19 protein-coding genes are annotated in these 17,702 nt (G+C 45.6%); 16 read left to right on the top strand and 3 right to left on the bottom strand.

Annotated features, from left to right (window positions below; genetic code table 11):
- Positions 1 to 43 precede the first annotated feature (43 nt).
- Positions 44 to 1,093, bottom strand: coding sequence for a 2Fe-2S iron-sulfur cluster-binding protein (locus PP178_RS03385; protein ID WP_272592900.1), 1,050 nt, complete (start codon positions 1,091 to 1,093; stop codon positions 44 to 46).
- A 274-nt stretch (positions 1,094 to 1,367) separates the two neighbouring features.
- On the opposite strand from PP178_RS03385, the gene porW reads away from it, so the two are divergent.
- From porW to PP178_RS03305, 16 genes are all read left to right on the top strand, one after another.
- Positions 1,368 to 3,926, top strand: coding sequence for a type IX secretion system periplasmic lipoprotein PorW/SprE (gene porW / locus PP178_RS03380; protein WP_272592899.1), 2,559 nt, complete (start codon positions 1,368 to 1,370; stop codon positions 3,924 to 3,926).
- Positions 3,927 to 3,929: 3 nt separating this feature from the next.
- Positions 3,930 to 4,394, top strand: coding sequence for a bactofilin family protein (locus PP178_RS03375; protein WP_272592898.1), 465 nt, complete (start codon positions 3,930 to 3,932; stop codon positions 4,392 to 4,394).
- A complete protein-coding gene (locus tag PP178_RS03370; RefSeq protein ID WP_272592897.1) occupies positions 4,372 to 4,605 on the top strand; it encodes an AtpZ/AtpI family protein in 234 nt (77 codons plus the stop codon). The genes PP178_RS03375 and PP178_RS03370 overlap by 23 nt, the downstream gene beginning before the upstream one ends.
- Position 4,606: 1 nt before the next feature.
- Entirely contained in the window at positions 4,607 to 5,011 is a 405-nt protein-coding gene (locus PP178_RS03365; RefSeq protein WP_272592896.1) for a DUF6168 family protein, read from the top strand.
- Positions 5,012 to 5,117: 106 nt separating this feature from the next.
- The gene (atpB, locus tag PP178_RS03360) at positions 5,118 to 6,245 is read left to right on the top strand and encodes a F0F1 ATP synthase subunit A (protein ID WP_430974690.1); all 1,128 of its coding nucleotides are present in this window, start codon (positions 5,118 to 5,120) and stop codon (positions 6,243 to 6,245) included.
- A 68-nt stretch (positions 6,246 to 6,313) separates the two neighbouring features.
- Positions 6,314 to 6,505, top strand: coding sequence for an ATP synthase F0 subunit C (gene atpE, locus PP178_RS03355; RefSeq protein WP_133642782.1), 192 nt, complete (start codon positions 6,314 to 6,316; stop codon positions 6,503 to 6,505).
- A gap of 81 nt (positions 6,506 to 6,586) precedes the next feature.
- Positions 6,587 to 7,090 (top strand): F0F1 ATP synthase subunit B, encoded by a 504-nt coding sequence (locus PP178_RS03350; RefSeq protein WP_272592894.1) that lies wholly within the window; start codon positions 6,587 to 6,589, stop codon positions 7,088 to 7,090.
- 4 nt (positions 7,091 to 7,094) lie between these two features.
- Positions 7,095 to 7,634: an ATP synthase F1 subunit delta gene (atpH, locus tag PP178_RS03345; protein ID WP_272592893.1), complete on the top strand. Its 540-nt coding sequence runs from the start codon at positions 7,095 to 7,097 to the stop codon at positions 7,632 to 7,634.
- A gap of 49 nt (positions 7,635 to 7,683) precedes the next feature.
- Positions 7,684 to 9,264: a F0F1 ATP synthase subunit alpha gene (gene atpA, locus PP178_RS03340; RefSeq protein ID WP_272592892.1), complete on the top strand. Its 1,581-nt coding sequence runs from the start codon at positions 7,684 to 7,686 to the stop codon at positions 9,262 to 9,264.
- A gap of 68 nt (positions 9,265 to 9,332) precedes the next feature.
- Positions 9,333 to 10,193 carry an ATP synthase F1 subunit gamma gene (gene atpG, locus PP178_RS03335; RefSeq protein ID WP_272592891.1) on the top strand — a complete coding sequence of 287 codons (861 nt, stop codon included), beginning with the start codon at positions 9,333 to 9,335 and terminating at the stop codon, positions 10,191 to 10,193.
- Positions 10,194 to 10,367: 174 nt separating this feature from the next.
- Complete coding sequence (locus tag PP178_RS03330) at positions 10,368 to 11,828, top strand: lipopolysaccharide biosynthesis protein (protein ID WP_272592890.1); 1,461 nt, start codon at positions 10,368 to 10,370, stop codon at positions 11,826 to 11,828.
- Entirely contained in the window at positions 11,825 to 12,259 is a 435-nt protein-coding gene (gene dut, locus PP178_RS03325; protein WP_272592889.1) for a dUTP diphosphatase, read from the top strand. The genes PP178_RS03330 and dut overlap by 4 nt, the downstream gene beginning before the upstream one ends.
- A gap of 38 nt (positions 12,260 to 12,297) precedes the next feature.
- On the top strand, positions 12,298 to 13,209 hold the full coding sequence (locus PP178_RS03320) for a tetratricopeptide repeat protein (protein ID WP_272592888.1): 912 nt from the start codon (positions 12,298 to 12,300) through the stop codon (positions 13,207 to 13,209).
- 4 nt (positions 13,210 to 13,213) lie between these two features.
- The gene (locus PP178_RS03315) at positions 13,214 to 13,999 is read left to right on the top strand and encodes a DUF4292 domain-containing protein (RefSeq protein ID WP_272592887.1); all 786 of its coding nucleotides are present in this window, start codon (positions 13,214 to 13,216) and stop codon (positions 13,997 to 13,999) included.
- Position 14,000: 1 nt separating this feature from the next.
- Positions 14,001 to 15,233 carry a murein hydrolase activator EnvC family protein gene (locus PP178_RS03310; RefSeq protein ID WP_272592886.1) on the top strand — a complete coding sequence of 411 codons (1,233 nt, stop codon included), beginning with the start codon at positions 14,001 to 14,003 and terminating at the stop codon, positions 15,231 to 15,233.
- Between the two features lie 14 nt (positions 15,234 to 15,247).
- Entirely contained in the window at positions 15,248 to 16,087 is an 840-nt protein-coding gene (locus PP178_RS03305; RefSeq protein WP_272592885.1) for an aldo/keto reductase, read from the top strand.
- A 33-nt stretch (positions 16,088 to 16,120) separates the two neighbouring features.
- Here PP178_RS03305 and PP178_RS03300 read toward each other — a convergent pair whose 3' ends face one another.
- Both PP178_RS03300 and PP178_RS03295 read right to left on the bottom strand, forming a co-directional pair.
- Entirely contained in the window at positions 16,121 to 16,639 is a 519-nt protein-coding gene (locus PP178_RS03300; protein ID WP_272592884.1) for an acyl-CoA thioesterase, read from the bottom strand.
- A 108-nt stretch (positions 16,640 to 16,747) separates the two neighbouring features.
- On the bottom strand, positions 16,748 to 17,698 hold the full coding sequence (locus tag PP178_RS03295) for an SPOR domain-containing protein (protein WP_272592883.1): 951 nt from the start codon (positions 17,696 to 17,698) through the stop codon (positions 16,748 to 16,750).
- Between the last annotated feature and the right edge of the window lie 4 nt (positions 17,699 to 17,702).

The following is a 17,702-nucleotide window of genomic DNA, read 5'->3' as shown; positions in this document are numbered from 1 at the left end:
AAACCGACCATGTAGTTTGTTTGCAAAGCTAAATAGCTAAGCTTTATACGTCATCATAATCTATTTTAAGTACTTGGCTTGTTGGGTGTGCCTGGCAGGTCAGGATATAACCATCCGCGATTTCACCGTCTGTAAGGATCTGGTTCTTGACCATTTCTGCAGAACCTTCCGTAACCTTGGCGATACAGGTACTACATACCCCACCCTGGCAAGAATAAGGAGCGTCTATGTTTTCCTTGAGAACGGCATCCAGTACCTTAGTGTTTTTATCCATTTCCAATTCGAAGCTCTCATCATCAAGCATGACGGATAACTTCGTTTTTCCATCTACTTTTTCCGGGAGTTCATCGCTGATCTCCGTCGTTGTAAACAGCTCAAAATGGATCTTGTGTTCCGGGATCTCTTTCTCGGTAAGGATGTCCGTGACCAGGTTGATCATCGGTTCCGGTCCGCAGATATAATAATCGTCAAAGATTGTGTCTGCGTGTTTGTTATTCAACACGTAGTTTACGTTCGCGGTATCTATCCTTCCAAAAAGGGAATCTTCTTCCCGGGTTTCGGTCAGGGTGAAATAAAGGAAAAATCGATCCGGGTACTCTAATTGCAGCTTAACCAGGTCCGTATAGAACATGGTGTCTTTATAAGATTTATTCCCAAAGAGCAAGACCATGGTGTTCTTAGGGTTGCTTTCCAGGACAGTGCGTGCAATGCTCATAATTGGGGTAATACCACTTCCGGCGGCAAAAGCAACAATATTCCTGGGCTGGGCAGCGGGTTTAAAAATAAATCGTCCCTGTGGAGGAAGTACATCCAGGACATCACCCACTTTAATTTTCTGGTTAGCGTAGGCAGAAAATCCTCCTTTATCTACTTGTTTCACCCCAATGGTCAGTGAGTCCTTCTTAGGGGATGAGCTAATAGAATAAGGCCTTCTCAATTCCTTGCCTCGCAATTCTTTTTTTATAGTAATATACTGGCCTGCAGAAAAATTGAATGTCTGTACCAGTTCTTTGGGAACGCCAAATGTTATTGCGACAGAATCAGGGGTAAGGGTTTTAACCTGTGTCACTTCCAGAGGATGAAAATCAACCATTTTCTCAAATTTGTTGCAAAACTAAGAAAAGCTGGAACTATAATTAATGACTAAGGAGTAAAAAATTAGCTCAAAATGCAGCTCTATGCAGTTGGGGATACACATTATCAAAAAGATCACTTCTTTAATACAAGTACTAGGATATTTAGCTGGCGAATAGAACTTAAGGATGCAGCCCCGGGAGCCCACAGCTTGAAAAAGCAATATTTAGCGGAGCCCGGGTATAATAAAGAAGCGTATTTTCAGTTAAGATTACGAACAGATACCGTACGATTTGAAGCTTCGTTACCAGATTACATTATTCATCGCATTAGGGGCTGTGCTATTCCATGCCTGTTCTACGAAGAAAGATGCATTCATCAACCGCAATTGGCACGCCCTGAATACCCAGTACAACACCTTGTACAATGGGGGCATCGCCTTTGAAAAAGGAAGGGAAACCCTAAACGAAGCGTACAGGGATAATTACTGGGAAATCCTCCCCGTAGAGCGGATGGAAGTTACCGAAGAGATTAAGCTGGATTCTGAAGATAACAATCCTAATTTTTTAATTGCAGAAGAAAAGGCCACCAAAGCCATTCAGAAGCATAGTATGGAAATTGGGGGAATTGAAAGAAATCCACAAACCGATGAGGCGTTCCTATTATTGGGAAAGGCCCGGTATTTTGACCAACGTTATATCCCTGCCCTGGAGGCTTTTAATTATATCCTTAGGAAATATACCGATAGTGATAAACTGAATGAAGCTACGATCTGGAGGGAAAAGACGAATATCCGTCTGGAGAACGAGGAGCTGGCGCTTAAGAACCTGAAACGTCTTTTGCAATATGAATCTCTTAAGGACCAGGAATACGCTGATGCCAGGGCAATGATGGCACAGGCCTACATTAACCTGAATGTTCCGGACACTGCCGTTCAGCAGTTAAAGATCGCCGCGGCTTACACCGGGAAAAAACCGGAAAAGGGAAGATATTATTACATCATAGGGCAATTGTATGAGCAGCTCGGGTATCCGGATAGTGCCAATTACGCATTCAACAAGGTCATAGAACTGAATCGCAGTTCACCCAGGATCTATTACGTCAACGCTCAACTGCAGCAGATCGCAAATACCGAAACCAGCCCGGAGAGGAGGGAAGAATTGTTAGAATGGCTCAGCCGGATGGAAGATAATAGGGAGAACAGGCCTTTTCTGGGAAAGATCTATCACCAGCTTGGTGAATATCACATGGCCTACCAGGAAGACAGCCTTGGGATATCCTATTATAATAAGTCATTACGGGACCTCAATGGCAGCTCACAATTAAATGCCTTGAATTACGAGCGGCTAGCCGAATTTTATTTTGATAAGAACCAATACCCATTGGCAGGCGCTTATTACGATAGTGTTCTGAACAACCTCCCTGAGAATACCAAGAAATTCCGCACCTTTAAGAAGAAAAGGGATAACCTGGAGGAAGTTGTCAATTACGAAACACAGGTTGCCTATGCCGATAGTGTAATTGGGATCTACGAAATGAGTATAGATGATCGCCTGACCTATTTTGGGGATCATATTGCCCAGCTGAAAGCTGCGGCCGAAGCCCGTGAAAAGGTTGAAAGTCAGAAGCAGGCCGCCGGTTTTGCACAATTCGGGAAGTCTAAAGGAGGAAAAGAGAACCAGGGGAAGTTTTATTTCTATAACATCACAACCTTGGGATACGGTAGAAACGAATTCAGGAATAAATGGGGAGAACGGGAACTGGAGGATAACTGGCGATGGAGCAATAAGAACAAGGTGTTGGGCAGGGAAGATGCCGGCGCTATAGCTGATGCAGACCAGGCCGGGCCCGGCGAGATCATACCCGAAGAGCAACTCTATTCTCTTGAATTTTATATGGACAGGGTTCCCCAGGATCAATCTGTTATAGACAGTCTGCAAAAAGAACGGAATTTTGCCAATTACCAGTTGGGATTAATTTACAAGGAGAAGTTCAGGGAGTACAACCTTGCCGCAGCCAAACTGGAAGCGGTTCTGGACAATACGCCCGAAGAACGGCTGGTGCTGCCTTCTAAGTACAACCTGTACAAGATCTACGAACAATCGTCCCCGGCACTGGCGGAAGCGATGAAAAAGCGAATTATTTCGGAACATCCTTCATCTCGTTACGCGGAACTGCTGCTGAATCCCCGCGCCGTTCTGGAAGGGGATAAGGACAGCCCCGAGGCCAGGTATACAGCGCTCTATGAACTTTTTGAACAACAGGAATACCTGAAAACCATTACCGGGGCCGAGGAAAACATTAACCAGTACACGGGAGAACCTATCGTGGCGAAGTTCGAGTTGCTTAAGGCGAATGCGATAGGTCGGCTACAGGGATTTGAACAATTCAGGGAGGCCCTGAACTACGTTGCTCTCAATTATCCCAACCTGCCCGAAGGGAAAAAAGCCCAGGAAATTGTGGCGGAACAGCTTCCTAAGCTGGAACCGAGAGAATTCACCAGTGAAGATATACCGGCAGGACAGGGGAACTGGAAAGTGGTCTACCCGTTCAGGAGGAATTTACATACTAAGGCTATGGAATTAAAGGGCCGCCTGGAAAATTCTGTAAAGGAACTGAGTTATAATAATAAGGTCTCTGTTGATATCTATGACCTGGAGAGAGAATTTGTCGTGGTTCATGGGTTTAAGTCAAGGGATTTTGCCTTAGGCTATGTTGAACTTTTAAAAATCAATAGGGATTACCGCATTGATTTTGAGAATTTTGTAATTTTGTCCGATAATTATAAAACCATCCAAGTACACAAGAACCTGGCTGACTACCAGCAATTTATTTCAACCCCAAAACCTTAATCCATGTTTTCAGACAACAAAAAACCCAGAGCTATGAACGACACAGGCGCGCAACCGAACCGAATAGGAAAAAACACCAAGATAAAGGGAGATATCATTTCTGAAGCTGATTTCCGTATAGATGGGAAGCTCGATGGGAACGTGAAGACTTCAGGAAAGGTGGTCATAGGCAAAGATGGATATATCCATGGCAAGGTAGAATGTGTGAACGCTGATATTGAAGGTAATTTCAACGGTGAATTACAGGTTTCCGAATTACTTACCCTGAAATCATCTGCGGTCATTGAAGGCACTGTTTCCGTCGCTAAATTAGCTGTGGAACCTGGCGCAACTTTCAATGCCAACTGTAATATGAAAGGGAAAGGCGAGAATTCTGTAAAGACGGCATCTGAGCAAAACCCGTCCAAATCATCCACATTTAAAGCTCCGCTGAGGGGCAACAGCAATGAAGCAGCCAAAGCAACCTGATAAGAAGAACAGCACCCTTAGGAACGTAGCCTTACTTTCCGGCATAGCCGCTGAAATGGGGATCATCATATACCTCGGAGCAAAAGGAGGTAAATGGTTGGACGCCCATTATGAGAATGAAAAAAAAATATTCACTTTGATCGGGACACTTTTGGGCCTTGGATTGGCGCTATGGGTGGTGCTAAGGCAGATCAAAAAAATCAAGTATTAGTATGGGCAATAAGAATGCCTTGGCAGCTTTCCTGCTAGGCGCCGTCCTCCTGATGGGGGTGGCATTTGCTATTCACCTTTTTATTCTGAACAAGCTGGAACTCCCGCTTTTCGGAAACCAGATTATTCTTTGTTACGTGGTTAACTTGGTGTTGGCGTTTGTAATTTTCTGCGCCTTATACTTGTTAAGGTACAGGCTGAGTTCGCAGATCGGTTTTCTGTTTATGGGGGGCAGCCTGTTAAAATTCCTGGTTTTTTTCTTACTTTTTTACCCATCTTATTTGGCCGACGGGGAGATGTCCCGTACGGAATTTGCCGCATTTTTTATCCCTTACGTACTAAGCCTGGTCTGGGAAACAGTCTGGGTTGCCAGGATACTTCGCAATATGGAAAATGAGCAGCGCTAAGCACCCTGTCGTTCACCAGCTTAAAATAAAGCTAAAATGCTTTTCCCTTTTTGAGATAATAGCTTACATTTGCACGGATTTTTAGGGACCTATACGTAAGGGCATTATGCGAAATACATTACTGAGTAAATTTCTAATTGTTTCTGCACTTCTGATGAGCTTCACAGGCTTCGCGAAGGATGCAAAAGAAGCTGGAGAAGCACCTGAAAAAGACAAGAAGACAGAGATCAAGGAATACATTGAGCATCACTTGAAAGATTCTCACTCCTTCTCTTTATTTTCTTATACTAAAGATAACGGCGAGCATGTCTATATAGATGTTCCGTTACCGGTTATTCTTTGGGATGAAGGCCTGAAAGTCTTTTCATCATCCAGGTTCCACCATGGAGAAACCCTGGCCGAAGTAGACGGTTCTTACTATAAGTTATACCATAACAAGATCTATGAGACCAATGCAGATGGTGAGATCCGCTACAATGAGGAGCACAAGGTTCTCAATGAAAAGCCGCTCGATCTTTCCATAACCAAGAACGTAGTAATGATTTTCATTACCGGTCTTCTGATCCTGTGGATCTTCAGCAGCCTTGCCAGGTCTTATGCCAAGAACAATAACATGCCTAAAGGGTTTGGTCGTTTTATGGAGCCGATCGTGCTTTATATCAGGGATGAGATCGCCAGGCCAAATATCGGGGAGAAGCGTTACCGCAAGTATATGCCTTTCCTGCTGACCATTTTCTTCTTTATCTGGTTCCTGAACATTTTTGGCTTAACTCCGCTGGGAGTCAATGTGACAGGGAACATCGCGATTACATTCGCACTTGCACTTATGACATTCCTGATCACCTCTTTTACGGGGACCAAAACATACTGGAAACACCTTTTTGATCCACTTGGAGATACCATGCCATGGTACGCAAAAGTTCCATTGTACATTATTCTTGTTCCTATCGAATTGCTGGGAACCATAGTTAAACCTTTTTCGCTGCTGATACGTTTGTATGCGAACATGACCGCCGGACACATTGTATTGATGAGTCTTATCGGGCTGATGTTCATTTTTAAGAGTTGGATCGGTAGCCCATTATCATTTGCACTGGCATTTGCTATCTCGTTGATAGAAGTGTTGGTGGCCCTATTGCAGGCGTATATCTTTACGATGTTGTCTGCCCTGTACTTCGGTTTTGCCTCGGAAGAACACCACGAGGAGCACGAAGGGGAAATCGCTCATTTATAAGGAGTGTCTGTTACCTGGTGGTGGCAGTAGTAGATTGAATTTTTTTTAATTTTTAAACTATATACATTATGGAAATTCCAATTATGGTAGGTGCAGGTTTAGTAGTTATCGGAGCCGGTTTCGGAATCGGTAAGATCGGTAGCTCTGCAATGGAGGCGATCGCTCGCCAGCCTGAGGCTTACGGAAAAATTCAAACAGCGATGCTGATTGCAGCGGCGCTTATTGAAGGAATCGGTTTCGCTGCCCTGTTCGCAGTGTAATCCAAAAAATGAGGCAACAGGCCATAACGGTTGGTTGTGGCCCTTGCCTTTTTAAAAATTAAAAGCATAAAATAAAAACATATGGAAAAGCTATTATCCGATTTTTCGTTAGGCCTGTTCGTCTGGATGACCGTATTGTTCCTCATCTTATTGGGGTTACTGAGAAAGTTTGCATGGGGACCCATCCTCAACGCGGTAAACGACCGTGAAGAAGGAATCCGTAGTGCACTTGCTGCAGCAGAGGATGCCAAGAGAGAGATGCAGAATGTTACTGCAGACAGTGAGAAGTTACTGAAAGAAGCCAGGGCAGAGCGAGAGTCTATGTTGAAGGAGGCAAGGGAGATTAAAGAAAAGATTGTTTCCGATGCCCGTGACCTGGCCAAGGTAGAAGGGGATAAGATGATCAAGCAGGCGCAACTCACTATTGAAAGTGAGAAAAAGGCCGCTGTTGCAGATATCAAGAACCAGGTGGCAGAGCTTTCCGTAGCCATTGCCGAAAAGGTGCTTAAAGAAAAATTGTCTGAAAACAAGAAGCAACTGGAATTGGTTGATTCTTTGTTGGGAGATATAAAAATGAACGCATAAGCTCATGAACGATTCCAGAGCCGCAATACGATACGCCAGGGCAATCCTGGACCTGGCCCTTGAGAAGATGGTGGCCGATGCTGTTGAGCAGGATATGCAACAGATCGTGCAGACCGTTTCTTCGAATAAAGGGGTTGAGGATATGCTGGGGAACCCCGTGATTAAAGGATCTGCTAAAAAAGAAGCTTTGATCGCGCTGTTTGAGGGGATGAACCCTATGACCGAAGGCGTACTGACTATGCTTGTTGACAACAAAAGGATTGGAATGCTGAGAGAAGTGGCATTCAAATACCTGGTCTTGTACAAGGAGAAAAAAGGAGAGGAAGAAGCTGTGATTACCACCGCTGTTCCTATGACCGAGGACATAGAAAAGAAGGCCTTGAAGCAGATCGCTTCCATGACAGAAAATAAAGTTACCCTAACCAACAAAGTGGACGAGGAGATCCTTGGAGGATTTGTCCTGAGGATAGGGGATATGCAGTACGATGCCAGCATCGCGACGCAACTGAATAATATTAAAAGAGAATTTACGAATAGTCTATAACCTATAGTAAGCCGGAACTTTCCGGTCTACTGTATTTATCTAATAGAAAATGGCAGGAGTAAAAGCCGCTGAAGTATCAGCAATTTTAAAGAAGCAATTATCAGGGTTCGAAGCTACCGCTTCCCTGGATGAAGTAGGAACTGTATTGCAGGTTGGTGATGGTATCGCCAGGGTTTACGGTCTTTCAAATGCCCAGTACGGCGAGCTTGTTGAGTTCGAAGGTGGACTTGAAGGGATCGTCCTGAACCTGGAGGAAGACAATGTCGGGGTTGTACTTTTAGGACCTTCTAAGGAGGTCGGAGAAGGCGCCACTGTAAAGCGTACCCAGAGGATCGCTTCTATCAAAGTAGGAGAAGGAATCGTAGGACGTGTTGTGGATACCCTTGGAACCCCAATCGACGGTAAAGGACCTATCTCAGGTGATACTTATGAAATGCCCCTGGAGCGTAAAGCACCGGGAGTTATTTTCAGGCAGCCGGTTAACGAGCCGTTACAGACAGGAATCAAGGCGATTGATGCCATGATCCCGATCGGTAGGGGACAGCGTGAGTTGGTAATTGGTGACCGCCAGACCGGTAAGACTACGGTTTGTATTGACACCATCCTGAACCAAAAAGAATTTTACGATGCCGGCGAGCCGGTTTACTGTATCTATGTCGCTATAGGACAGAAAGCTTCTACTGTTGCGGCTATCGCAAAGACATTAGAAGATAAAGGTGCTTTGGCGTACACGACCATCGTGGCGGCAAATGCATCAGACCCTGCGCCAATGCAGGTATATGCACCTTTCGCAGGGGCAGCTATCGGGGAGTATTTCCGTGATACCGGCCGTCCTGCACTGATCATTTATGATGATTTATCTAAACAGGCGGTTGCTTACCGTGAGGTTTCCCTTCTGCTTAGACGACCACCGGGACGTGAGGCATACCCAGGTGACGTATTCTTCCTGCACTCACGTTTACTAGAGCGTGCAGCGAAAGTGATCAATGACGACGAAATTGCAAAGAATATGAACGATCTTCCGGAGGTGTTAAAACCTATGGTAAAAGGAGGAGGGTCTCTGACTGCACTTCCTATCATTGAAACACAAGCGGGTGACGTTTCGGCTTATATTCCTACCAACGTGATCTCTATCACCGACGGTCAGATCTTCCTGGAGCAGGACCTCTTTAACCAGGGTGTTCGTCCGGCGATCAACGTGGGTATCTCTGTATCCCGTGTAGGTGGATCAGCACAGATCAAATCGATGAAGAAAGTGGCAGGTACCCTGAAACTTGACCAGGCACAGTTCCGTGAACTGGAAGCTTTTGCCAAGTTTGGTTCCGACCTTGATGCCGCAACCCTGAATGTTATTGAAAAGGGACGTAGGAACGTTGAGATCCTGAAACAGGCACAGAACGATCCTTTCACTGTTGAAGACCAGGTAGCAATTATCTACGCCGGTTCTAAAAACCTGCTGCGCGATGTGCCGGTAGAGAAAGTGAAAGAATTTGAAAGAGATTTCCTGCAGTTCATGAACGCTAAGCACAGGGATACCCTGGATCAGCTGAAGGCCGGTAAACTGACAGACGAAATTACTGACACCCTCAGAGAGGTCGCAAAAGAACTTTCTGCTAAATATAGAAACTAGTAAGAGCCGGGAGTAGCTACCGGTGCGGGTTTAACCACACCGGGCAGCCTTCCAAAGAACCATAGTGTATGGCGAATTTAAAGGAAATACGTAACAGGATCACATCGGTTAATTCGACCATGCAGATCACCAGTGCCATGAAGATGGTATCTGCTGCAAAGTTGAAAAAGGCGCAGGATGCCATTACGGCCATGCGTCCTTATGCGGATAAACTGAATGAACTGCTGCAGAACCTGAGTGCCAGCCTGGATGAGAATTCCGGAGGGCAGTTTTCAGAACAGCGAGAGGTCAATAAAGTGCTCATCGTTGCAATCACCTCCAACCGGGGATTGTGTGGTGCATTTAACACCAATGTACTGAAACAGAGTGTAGCTCTTGCGCAGGACAAATACGCCGATAAGAAGGTCGATTTTGTTACCATAGGGAAAAAGGCGAAAGATCTGCTGTCTAAAAGACATGCCGTGGTTAACGACCACAGTAAAGTTTATGACGAACTGACTTTTGACCAGGTGGCCGCGATCGCTGAAGAGCTGATGGAAAAATTCAGTTCAGGTGCTTACGATAAAATAGAAATCGTTTATAACCATTTTAAGAACGCAGCTACACAGGTAGTGCTGACAGAGCAGTTCCTGCCCATTAAACCATTGGAACAGGAAGTTCAACTGAGCACCGACTATATCTTTGAACCTTCTAAAGAAGAGATCGTTGAAGAACTTATTCCTAAGACCTTAAAGACGCAGTTGTACAAGGCGATTCGCGATTCTTTTGCCAGTGAGCACGGAGCGAGGATGACCGCTATGCACAAGGCGACCGATAATGCTAAGGAATTAAGAGATCAGCTTAAACTTACCTATAACAAGGCAAGGCAAGCCGCCATTACTAACGAGATCCTTGAGATCGTTGGTGGAGCGGAAGCGCTGAACGGATAATCCAAATAATTTATCCCATTGATTAAAACCCTGCATTCGCGGGGTTTTTTTATGGACAGCAGTGGGTTTCTGTAAACACAATAAATTTTTGCCTGCCCGTTTATGATTCATAACTGCAGCTTTGCTGGCAGGTATTAAATACCTACTTTTAATGACTACCTAACAGAGGCGGACTTGAGCTTATTTCAGAAACTTTTTAAGCAAACCTTTATATACGGTTTGGCCACGGTACTACCGCGAATGCTTTCGTTCATTTTAGTCCCGCTCTACACTCGTGTAATGGAGCCGGGGGCTTATGGGGAAGTCACCCTTATTTTCGCATGGTTTGCCATCTTCAACGTGATCCTCTCATACGGGATGGAAACTGCATTCTTCAGATTTTACAACAAGGAAGAACAAAAGAAAGAAGTGGTCTCCACGGCCCTGATCAGCCTCCTTGGCTCTACGGCTTTATTTGTATTGACTGGCTTTTTGCTGAAAGACCCATTGGTGGGTATCCTCAATATTGATGCGGAGTATTTTAATTACTTTATCTACATACTGGGGCTGGATGCATTGGCAATTGTGCCTTTTGCATGGCTAAGGGCCAATGAGAAACCCATGCGCTACGCGGTGGTCAAGATCGTGAATGTGGCGATTAACCTTGGACTCAATCTCTTCTTCCTGCTCTTGTTGCCAAAACTCGCAACAGGAGGAACGACGATTTTTGACAGCCTTTACGTGCCCGATTTTGAAATATCCTACATCTTTATTTCTAACCTTTTGGCCAGTGCCATTACGTTGCTGATCATGTCCCGCCTTTATTTCCGCAGGCCATACGTATTTAATCAACGCATGTTTAAATCAATGATGCGTTATGGATTGCCGGTCATGATTGCCGGGATCGCTTTTACGGTAAACGAGGTTTTTGACCGAATCCTGCTATCAGAATTACTGCCAGAGGATATCGCTAAGAGTGAAATAGGGAAATATTCGGCTTGCTATAAACTGGCACTCTTTATGACCCTCTTTGCCACAGCTTTCAGGCTGGGAATAGAGCCCTTTTTCTTCAGTCATGCCAATTCTGAGAACCCGCAGAAAGCCTATGCGCAGATCACCAATTATTTCGTAGTCCTGGGAAGTGTTATCCTCCTTGGCGTAGTGGTCTATGCCGACATTCTCAAAGTTATTATCATCGATGGAGCTTACTGGGAAGCCATGCCGGTAGTTCCCATAATTGTACTGGCAGGTTTTTGCCTGGGGATCTACCACAATCTCTCCGTGTGGTATAAGGTGACGGACCGCACCCGGTTTGGTGCCCTAATATCTATAGTAGGGGCGGTTATCACTATTGTGATCAACGTTATGTTCATACCGAAGATCGGCTACTATGCCTCGGCGATTGCTACTTTGGCAGCATACGGGACTATGCTGGGTCTTTCGTTCTATTTTGGACAGCAGTATTACCCCGTGCCCTATAACTTCAGAAAAATTATCTTTTACGGCTCAATTTCTATTCTCTTTTCCGTACTTTCTTTTTACGTTTTTGACCGTAACCTGATCGTTGGAACTATCTTGTTCCTGGTATTCCTTTTTATGGTCTACCGATTGGAAAAAGAGCGATTACAACAAATATTTTTAAAACAATTTAGATGAAGATCAAGATCGTTAATCGTTCGTCCCATGCCCTGCCCAGTTACGAAACCATGGCCTCGGCGGGGATGGACCTCAGGGCAAACCTGAAAGAAGCAGTGGTCCTCAACTCCCTGGAGCGGGCCATTATTCCAACCGGGCTTTATATGGAATTACCAGTAGGCTTTGAAGCACAGGTGCGACCCAGGTCCGGTCTGGCCGCCAAAAAAGGGGTCACAGTTTTAAATACACCTGGCACGATTGATGCTGATTACAGGGGAGAGATCGGGATCATTCTCGTAAACCTCAGTAATGAGGCATTTACCATTGAAAATGGGGACCGGGTAGCCCAAATGGTTATCGCCAGGCATGAACGGGCCGAATGGGAGATGACCGAAGAGCTTTCAGAAACAAGCCGTGGGAGCGGTGGTTTCGGAAGCACCGGTAAGAACTGAGAGAAGCAAATGCCCCCAGGGGTATAGAAGAAGAGGTAATGCAAAGGGAATACAGCAGTTGTTTACTGACGGTTCTGGGAATGTTTCTGTTCCTGTGGCCCTGCTATGGGCAAGAGCCTGAACAGGAAAGTGCTGCCTTGTCCCTCGAAATATATACCGATGCTTTCCAGGAATCTTTTTTTGAAGGGTTAAAACAAAAAGGGATAGGGAACTTTGATAAAGCACAAAAAGCCTTTATTGAATGTAAGGAATTGCAGCCGGGTATGGCAGTGGTAGATCATGAACTGGCCAGGGTATACCTGGAACAGGGTGCACTGGTAAAGGCCAGGGAGTCTGCCCTGGAGGCCGTAGTGGGAGAACCGGGCAACGCTTGGTATATCCAGACCTTGGCGCGAATTCAAGGCCGGCAGGGCCTCCCTGTGGCCCTCCTGAAGGATCGTTTGCCTTGGTCTGAGCCCGAGTTTAAGGAAAAGCTTGCTCTTGCCCTATACAGGGAGGGCTTATTCCAGGAATCACTGGAAATCCTTAGTCAGGTGCAGAGCAGTGCCTTCCAGGTCCGGTTGCAGAGACAGCTGGAAGATTCAATAGCACTTGCAGAAACAGGGGGTGAGCCGGAAATTAAGTTGGAGGAAACCCCACAAAATGCAGCGATAAAAAGCTTAAAGCGGTATATACAATCTGCGGATTATTTACAGCTGCAAACCGAGGCGGAGGAGGCACTGGAAATTTATCCCGCCATTCCTTTTTTCTATTATGCATACGGTTTAGCCCTGCAACGGAATGGAAAGAATAAGGAGGCTATCGAGGTATTGGAAGAAGGCCTGGGTTACCTGATTGAGGATGCAAAACTCGAACTACAGTTCTACAGGGAACTGGCACTGGCTTACGAGGCAGTTGGAAATCCTGTAAAGGCAAATATGTATCTTAGTAAAACTAAAAAAGGTTCTTAATGCTATGAAAGAACTATATCTATACACAACTCGTTTGGCAATGGCGATTTTGTGCTCAGGAATACTTTTTTCCTGTTCTTCCTCCAGGGTAGCCCTGGATGGAAAGGTGAATACCAAGCTTTCCGCGAAAACAGTTATAAAAAATCACTATAAAAACCTGCCGGATTTCAAAACCCTGAGCGGGAGGATGCGAATTACTTACCAGGATGGTGACGCCACCCAGAGCGTGACCGTGAGCCTGCGTATGGAGAAAGACAAGGTGATCTGGATAAGCGCTCCGTTGGGAGTAGTGAAGGCGTATATCACCCCGGAACGAGTTTCATTCTACAATAAATTAGAAAACGAGTACTTTGACGGGGGCTATAGCTATTTCAGTGAACTGTTGGGAACATCCCTGGATTTTGAGAAGATACAGAACCTGTTGTTGGGCCAGGCTTTATACGACCTTAGGGAAGATAAATACAACTTATCGGCAACATCGGGCAGTTATTTGCTAAGACCCGGTTCTGAGCGGGGAGTCCTGAAAACCGAGTACAATATGGAGCCGAAATTCTTTATGTTGGCCTTTCAACAGATCGCCCAACCCCTGGAAGCGCGATTGCTACAGGTCAGCTATAAGAATTACCAGGAAATTTCTAAGAGGATGTTACCCGAAGAAGTGGGTATTACCGTTATAGAGGGTGACAAGCAGAATAATATTCAGCTGGAATATAAGAGCCTCGAGGTGAATCGCAGTTTGAATTTCCCATTTAAAATACCGAATGGTTTTAATGAGATCGTGTTGAAATAATATGAGAAGTAGGGGGTCACATCTTTTGAAAATACTGATCGTTTTATTTACGCTGCTCAGTTTGCAATCACATGCCCAGTCCAGCGAGCAGAAAGCCCTGGAGGCGCGCAGGGAAAGGCTTCAGAAAGAGATCGCTGAAATGAATCGGCTGCTCACTGTCCAAAAAAAGAAGAAGGGGAATATCGTTGATCAGCTGGAGTCCCTGGATCGCAAGATCGTGGTTAGCCAGCAATTGATCAGGGTAACCAACCAGGAGTCTAACCTTCTTAGCCGGCAAGTGAATGCCAATATTCGCAAGATCAGTAAACTCAGGGAAGACCTGGAAGTTTTAAAAGAAGATTACGCCCGGATGATCCGTCGTTCCTACCAGAGCAGGGCCAAACAGAACAGGCTGATGTTCCTGTTATCTGCCGAAAGTTTTTTCCAGGCGTTTAAAAGGCTGCAATACATGAAGCAGTATACCCAATTCCGGAAAGAACAGGGAGAGGCAATTGTTGCCAAGACGGAAGAATTGGCAGAACTTAATAAATCCCTGGCCGAACAGCGTAAAGCTAAAGATGCCCTGGTAGCCGAAAACCAGAAGGTGAAAAACCAACTGATGAAAGAGATCGGAGAACAGAAGGCTTTACTCAAGACGATACGGCAGAATGAAAGTAAATACGCCGCAACTATAGAGGCCAAACAAAAAGAAGCGCGAAAGATAGATCAGCAGATAGAGAGATTAATTCGCTCTGCTATAGTCACGGCCAATAGGGAGGCCGGCAAAAGCAGCGGTGACAATTCTAAATTCGTTTTGACCCCTGAAGCAGAATTGGTGGCCAATAGCTTTTCTGCCAATAAAGGGAAGTTGATCTGGCCGGTAGAAAAGGGGATAAAAAGACAGGGATTCGGAGTTTATAAGGACGCGGTTTACCCGGGGATTAAACACCAGAGCAACGGGGTTATCATTGCCACCGATGAAGGGGCCAGGGCCAGGGCTGTTTTTCAGGGTGAGGTGATAGCTATTCTAGCAGTTCCGGGGGGAAATAAGGGCGTACAGATCAAACACGGAAATTATATCAGCACCTACTACAACCTTTCTAATTTGTACGTAAAGAAGGGAGACAAGGTCGCGGCAAAAGAAGAATTGGGAGAGATCTTCACCAACCGGGCCAGCGGGTTGACACAACTTAAATTCTACCTCTACAGGGATGCCACAAGGCTGAATCCGGAAGAATGGATTTACAGGCTATAAAAAAAGAACAGTATATGAAACACCAGATAACAGATCTACAGGGAACATTTAAGCTGCACAATGGAGTAGCCATGCCTTATTTTGGATTAGGAGTCTACCTGGCAGACGATGGGCAGGAAGTTGTGAATGCCGTGAAGTGGGCACTCGATGCCGGCTATCGCCATATTGATACTGCGGCTGCCTATAACAATGAAGAAGGTGTGGGTCGGGGAATTTCAGAGAGTGGGCTTAGGCGAGAAGAGGTTTTCCTGGTCAGCAAGGTATGGAACAGTGAGCAGGGATATGAAAATACCTTAAAAGCGTTTGAAGCCAGCCTGGAAAGGCTGGGTACGCATTACCTGGATCTCTACCTGGTACATTGGCCGGTAGACGGGAAATACAAGGAAACCTGGAGAGCATTGGAAAAGTTATATGCAGATAAGAAGGTACGAGCTATAGGGGTGAGTAACTTTCTGCAACATCATTTGGAAGACCTTATGGATTCTGCAGATATAGTACCTATGGTCAACCAGATGGAATTCCACCCATACTTGGTACAACAAGAGCTGATCGACTTCTGCAATAAGCATAAGATTCAATATGAAGCCTGGTCTCCGATGATGCAGGGGAATATCTTTGAGAAAGAGGAATTTGCGGTACTTGCCGATAAATATAACAAGACCATTGCCCAGGTGGTTTTAAGGTGGGATCTTCAGAAAGGGGTGATCACTATCCCAAAATCGACTAAAAAAGACCGTATTATTGCCAATGCGCAACTGTTCGATTTTGAACTCTCACCTGAGGATATGGAAAAGCTCGACGCTATGGATAAGGGTAGCCGGTTTGGCCCGGACCCGGACAATTTCGATTTCTAAACTACAATGGCCCGTTTCTGACGGGCCATCTTTTTATTCGGATGGAACAAAAAGTGCCTTCAGTTCTGTAGCCTCGGCCGGTTTCATTTTTCCTGCCAGTACAAGGCTGAGCTGTTTTCTCCTGAGTGCAGCGGCATAACGTTCTTTTTCCTGTTGAGTTTCGGGGACCAGGGGCGGTACCTCGGTAGGTTTCCCGGTGTCGTCTACGGCCACAAAGGTATAAATAGCCTCATTGGCTTTAGTTCGTTGCCCGCTAAAGCGATCTTCTATCCAGACATCGATAAACACCTCCATAGAAGTCCTGAAGTTCCGCGATATCGCTGCTTCTACCGTAACCACGCTTCCCAGGGGGACAGATCGGTTAAAGGCCACATGGTTAACAGATGCCGTAACTACGATCCTCCGGCTATGGCGCCTTGCAGCAATACTTGCTGCGCGATCCATCCTGGCCAGTAATTCCCCGCCGAACAGGTTGTTCAGGGGGTTAGTTTCGCTGGGCAGGACCAGGTCTGTCATTATAGTTCGTGATTCACTCGGCGTCTTAGGCTCCATGGATTAAAAATTTTGTGCAAAGATAAGTTCAAATGTTGGCACAAGTGAAGCTATCCAACAGAAATTCGGAGCCGATACATTAATGCGGGGATGGTTAAATAAGGGAGATTACTTCTTGGAAAGCAACCAGGCATCCCTGGAAACATTCTCCTTAACGTCCATAAGGTAGTCTAGGGCTTCTTGCGAATCCACGAAACTGGCGTATACTACCTGGTGGAGTCCAAATGAGTTGGTACCCAGGTAAGCAGCAGCATCAAAGCCTTTTCGCTTTAATTGTCGAACCTTCTTATCCGCGTTGGCTTTATAGCGGAACGCTCCTGCGATAACGTGATGTTTTGGAGTAGCAGGTTTTTTAGTGACATTCAGGCTTATGGCAGGTAATTCTAGCGGAGCTGCACTGAAAAATGTGGCCTCCTGTATATTTTTCTGCACCAATTGCTGGGTCTGTTGCCTTGCGATCTGTTGGTTTTCAACAGAGGTCTCGTACATCCTGAATCCCGTCACTCCCGTAGAGAAAGCCAATAATAGGATGGCTGCGTATTTATAGTAAGGCCGGAAATTGCTTTTTTTCCGCTCCTCCGGAGTGATGATAAAAGGGATACGTTCTTCCAGTTCCTGCACCTCTTCTTTCAGGGCCTCCCTGGTCACCTGTGGAGAAACCACTGAACTTAATCCAAAAGATGCAGTCAGGAAATTCACCTGGTTGGCCGGGCGGAACAACAACCTGCCTTCGCGATTCAGGCGGAACTCACCGAGATTTCCAAATTTCAGGGATTTCTGAGTCTCCAGCTCCTGTTTCCACTCCTTCACCTTTTTGGAGAGGGCTTCTAACATCTCGTCATAAGTGGTATTCTCTGCATGGGCGATGTAGGAAACCAACAGGCCGTCATTGCTGTCCAATTGCTGGTTAAAGGAGATCACTTTAGACGGTGGATCAAAAGTATTGGTTGTTTTGTGCAGTACAGCAGATTTCATTTGTGTCAGGAAGGCACCGAAGCCCGGTACAACGACACAATTATAACGGTAAAGAAGTTCTTCTATATAAAATGCTGCACTCATAACT

The sequence above is a fragment of the Zeaxanthinibacter sp. PT1 genome, assembly GCF_028464225.1.
Classification (GTDB): domain Bacteria; phylum Bacteroidota; class Bacteroidia; order Flavobacteriales; family Flavobacteriaceae; genus Zeaxanthinibacter.
Note: the sequence above shows the minus strand (reverse complement) of the source record. Positions and strands in the feature narration are given on the sequence as shown.

Bases quoted from the DNA above. Each gene is read 5' to 3' on its own strand.
- PP178_RS03385 (WP_272592900.1), bottom strand. From the start codon at position 1,093: ATGGTTGATTTTCATCCTCTGGAAGTGACACAGGTTAAAACCCTTACC.
- PP178_RS03375 (WP_272592898.1), top strand. From the start codon at position 3,930: ATGTTTTCAGACAACAAAAAACCCAGAGCTATGAACGACACAGGCGCG.
- PP178_RS03370 (WP_272592897.1), top strand. From the start codon at position 4,372: ATGAAGCAGCCAAAGCAACCTGATAAGAAGAACAGCACCCTTAGGAAC.
- PP178_RS03365 (WP_272592896.1), top strand. From the start codon at position 4,607: ATGGGCAATAAGAATGCCTTGGCAGCTTTCCTGCTAGGCGCCGTCCTC.
- atpB (WP_430974690.1), top strand. From the start codon at position 5,118: ATGCGAAATACATTACTGAGTAAATTTCTAATTGTTTCTGCACTTCTG.
- atpE (WP_133642782.1), top strand. From the start codon at position 6,314: ATGGAAATTCCAATTATGGTAGGTGCAGGTTTAGTAGTTATCGGAGCC.
- PP178_RS03350 (WP_272592894.1), top strand. From the start codon at position 6,587: ATGGAAAAGCTATTATCCGATTTTTCGTTAGGCCTGTTCGTCTGGATG.
- atpH (WP_272592893.1), top strand. From the start codon at position 7,095: ATGAACGATTCCAGAGCCGCAATACGATACGCCAGGGCAATCCTGGAC.
- atpA (WP_272592892.1), top strand. From the start codon at position 7,684: ATGGCAGGAGTAAAAGCCGCTGAAGTATCAGCAATTTTAAAGAAGCAA.
- atpG (WP_272592891.1), top strand. From the start codon at position 9,333: ATGGCGAATTTAAAGGAAATACGTAACAGGATCACATCGGTTAATTCG.
- dut (WP_272592889.1), top strand. From the start codon at position 11,825: ATGAAGATCAAGATCGTTAATCGTTCGTCCCATGCCCTGCCCAGTTAC.
- PP178_RS03320 (WP_272592888.1), top strand. From the start codon at position 12,298: ATGCAAAGGGAATACAGCAGTTGTTTACTGACGGTTCTGGGAATGTTT.
- PP178_RS03315 (WP_272592887.1), top strand. From the start codon at position 13,214: ATGAAAGAACTATATCTATACACAACTCGTTTGGCAATGGCGATTTTG.
- PP178_RS03310 (WP_272592886.1), top strand. From the start codon at position 14,001: ATGAGAAGTAGGGGGTCACATCTTTTGAAAATACTGATCGTTTTATTT.
- PP178_RS03305 (WP_272592885.1), top strand. From the start codon at position 15,248: ATGAAACACCAGATAACAGATCTACAGGGAACATTTAAGCTGCACAAT.
- PP178_RS03300 (WP_272592884.1), bottom strand. From the start codon at position 16,639: ATGGAGCCTAAGACGCCGAGTGAATCACGAACTATAATGACAGACCTG.
- PP178_RS03295 (WP_272592883.1), bottom strand. From the start codon at position 17,698: ATGAGTGCAGCATTTTATATAGAAGAACTTCTTTACCGTTATAATTGT.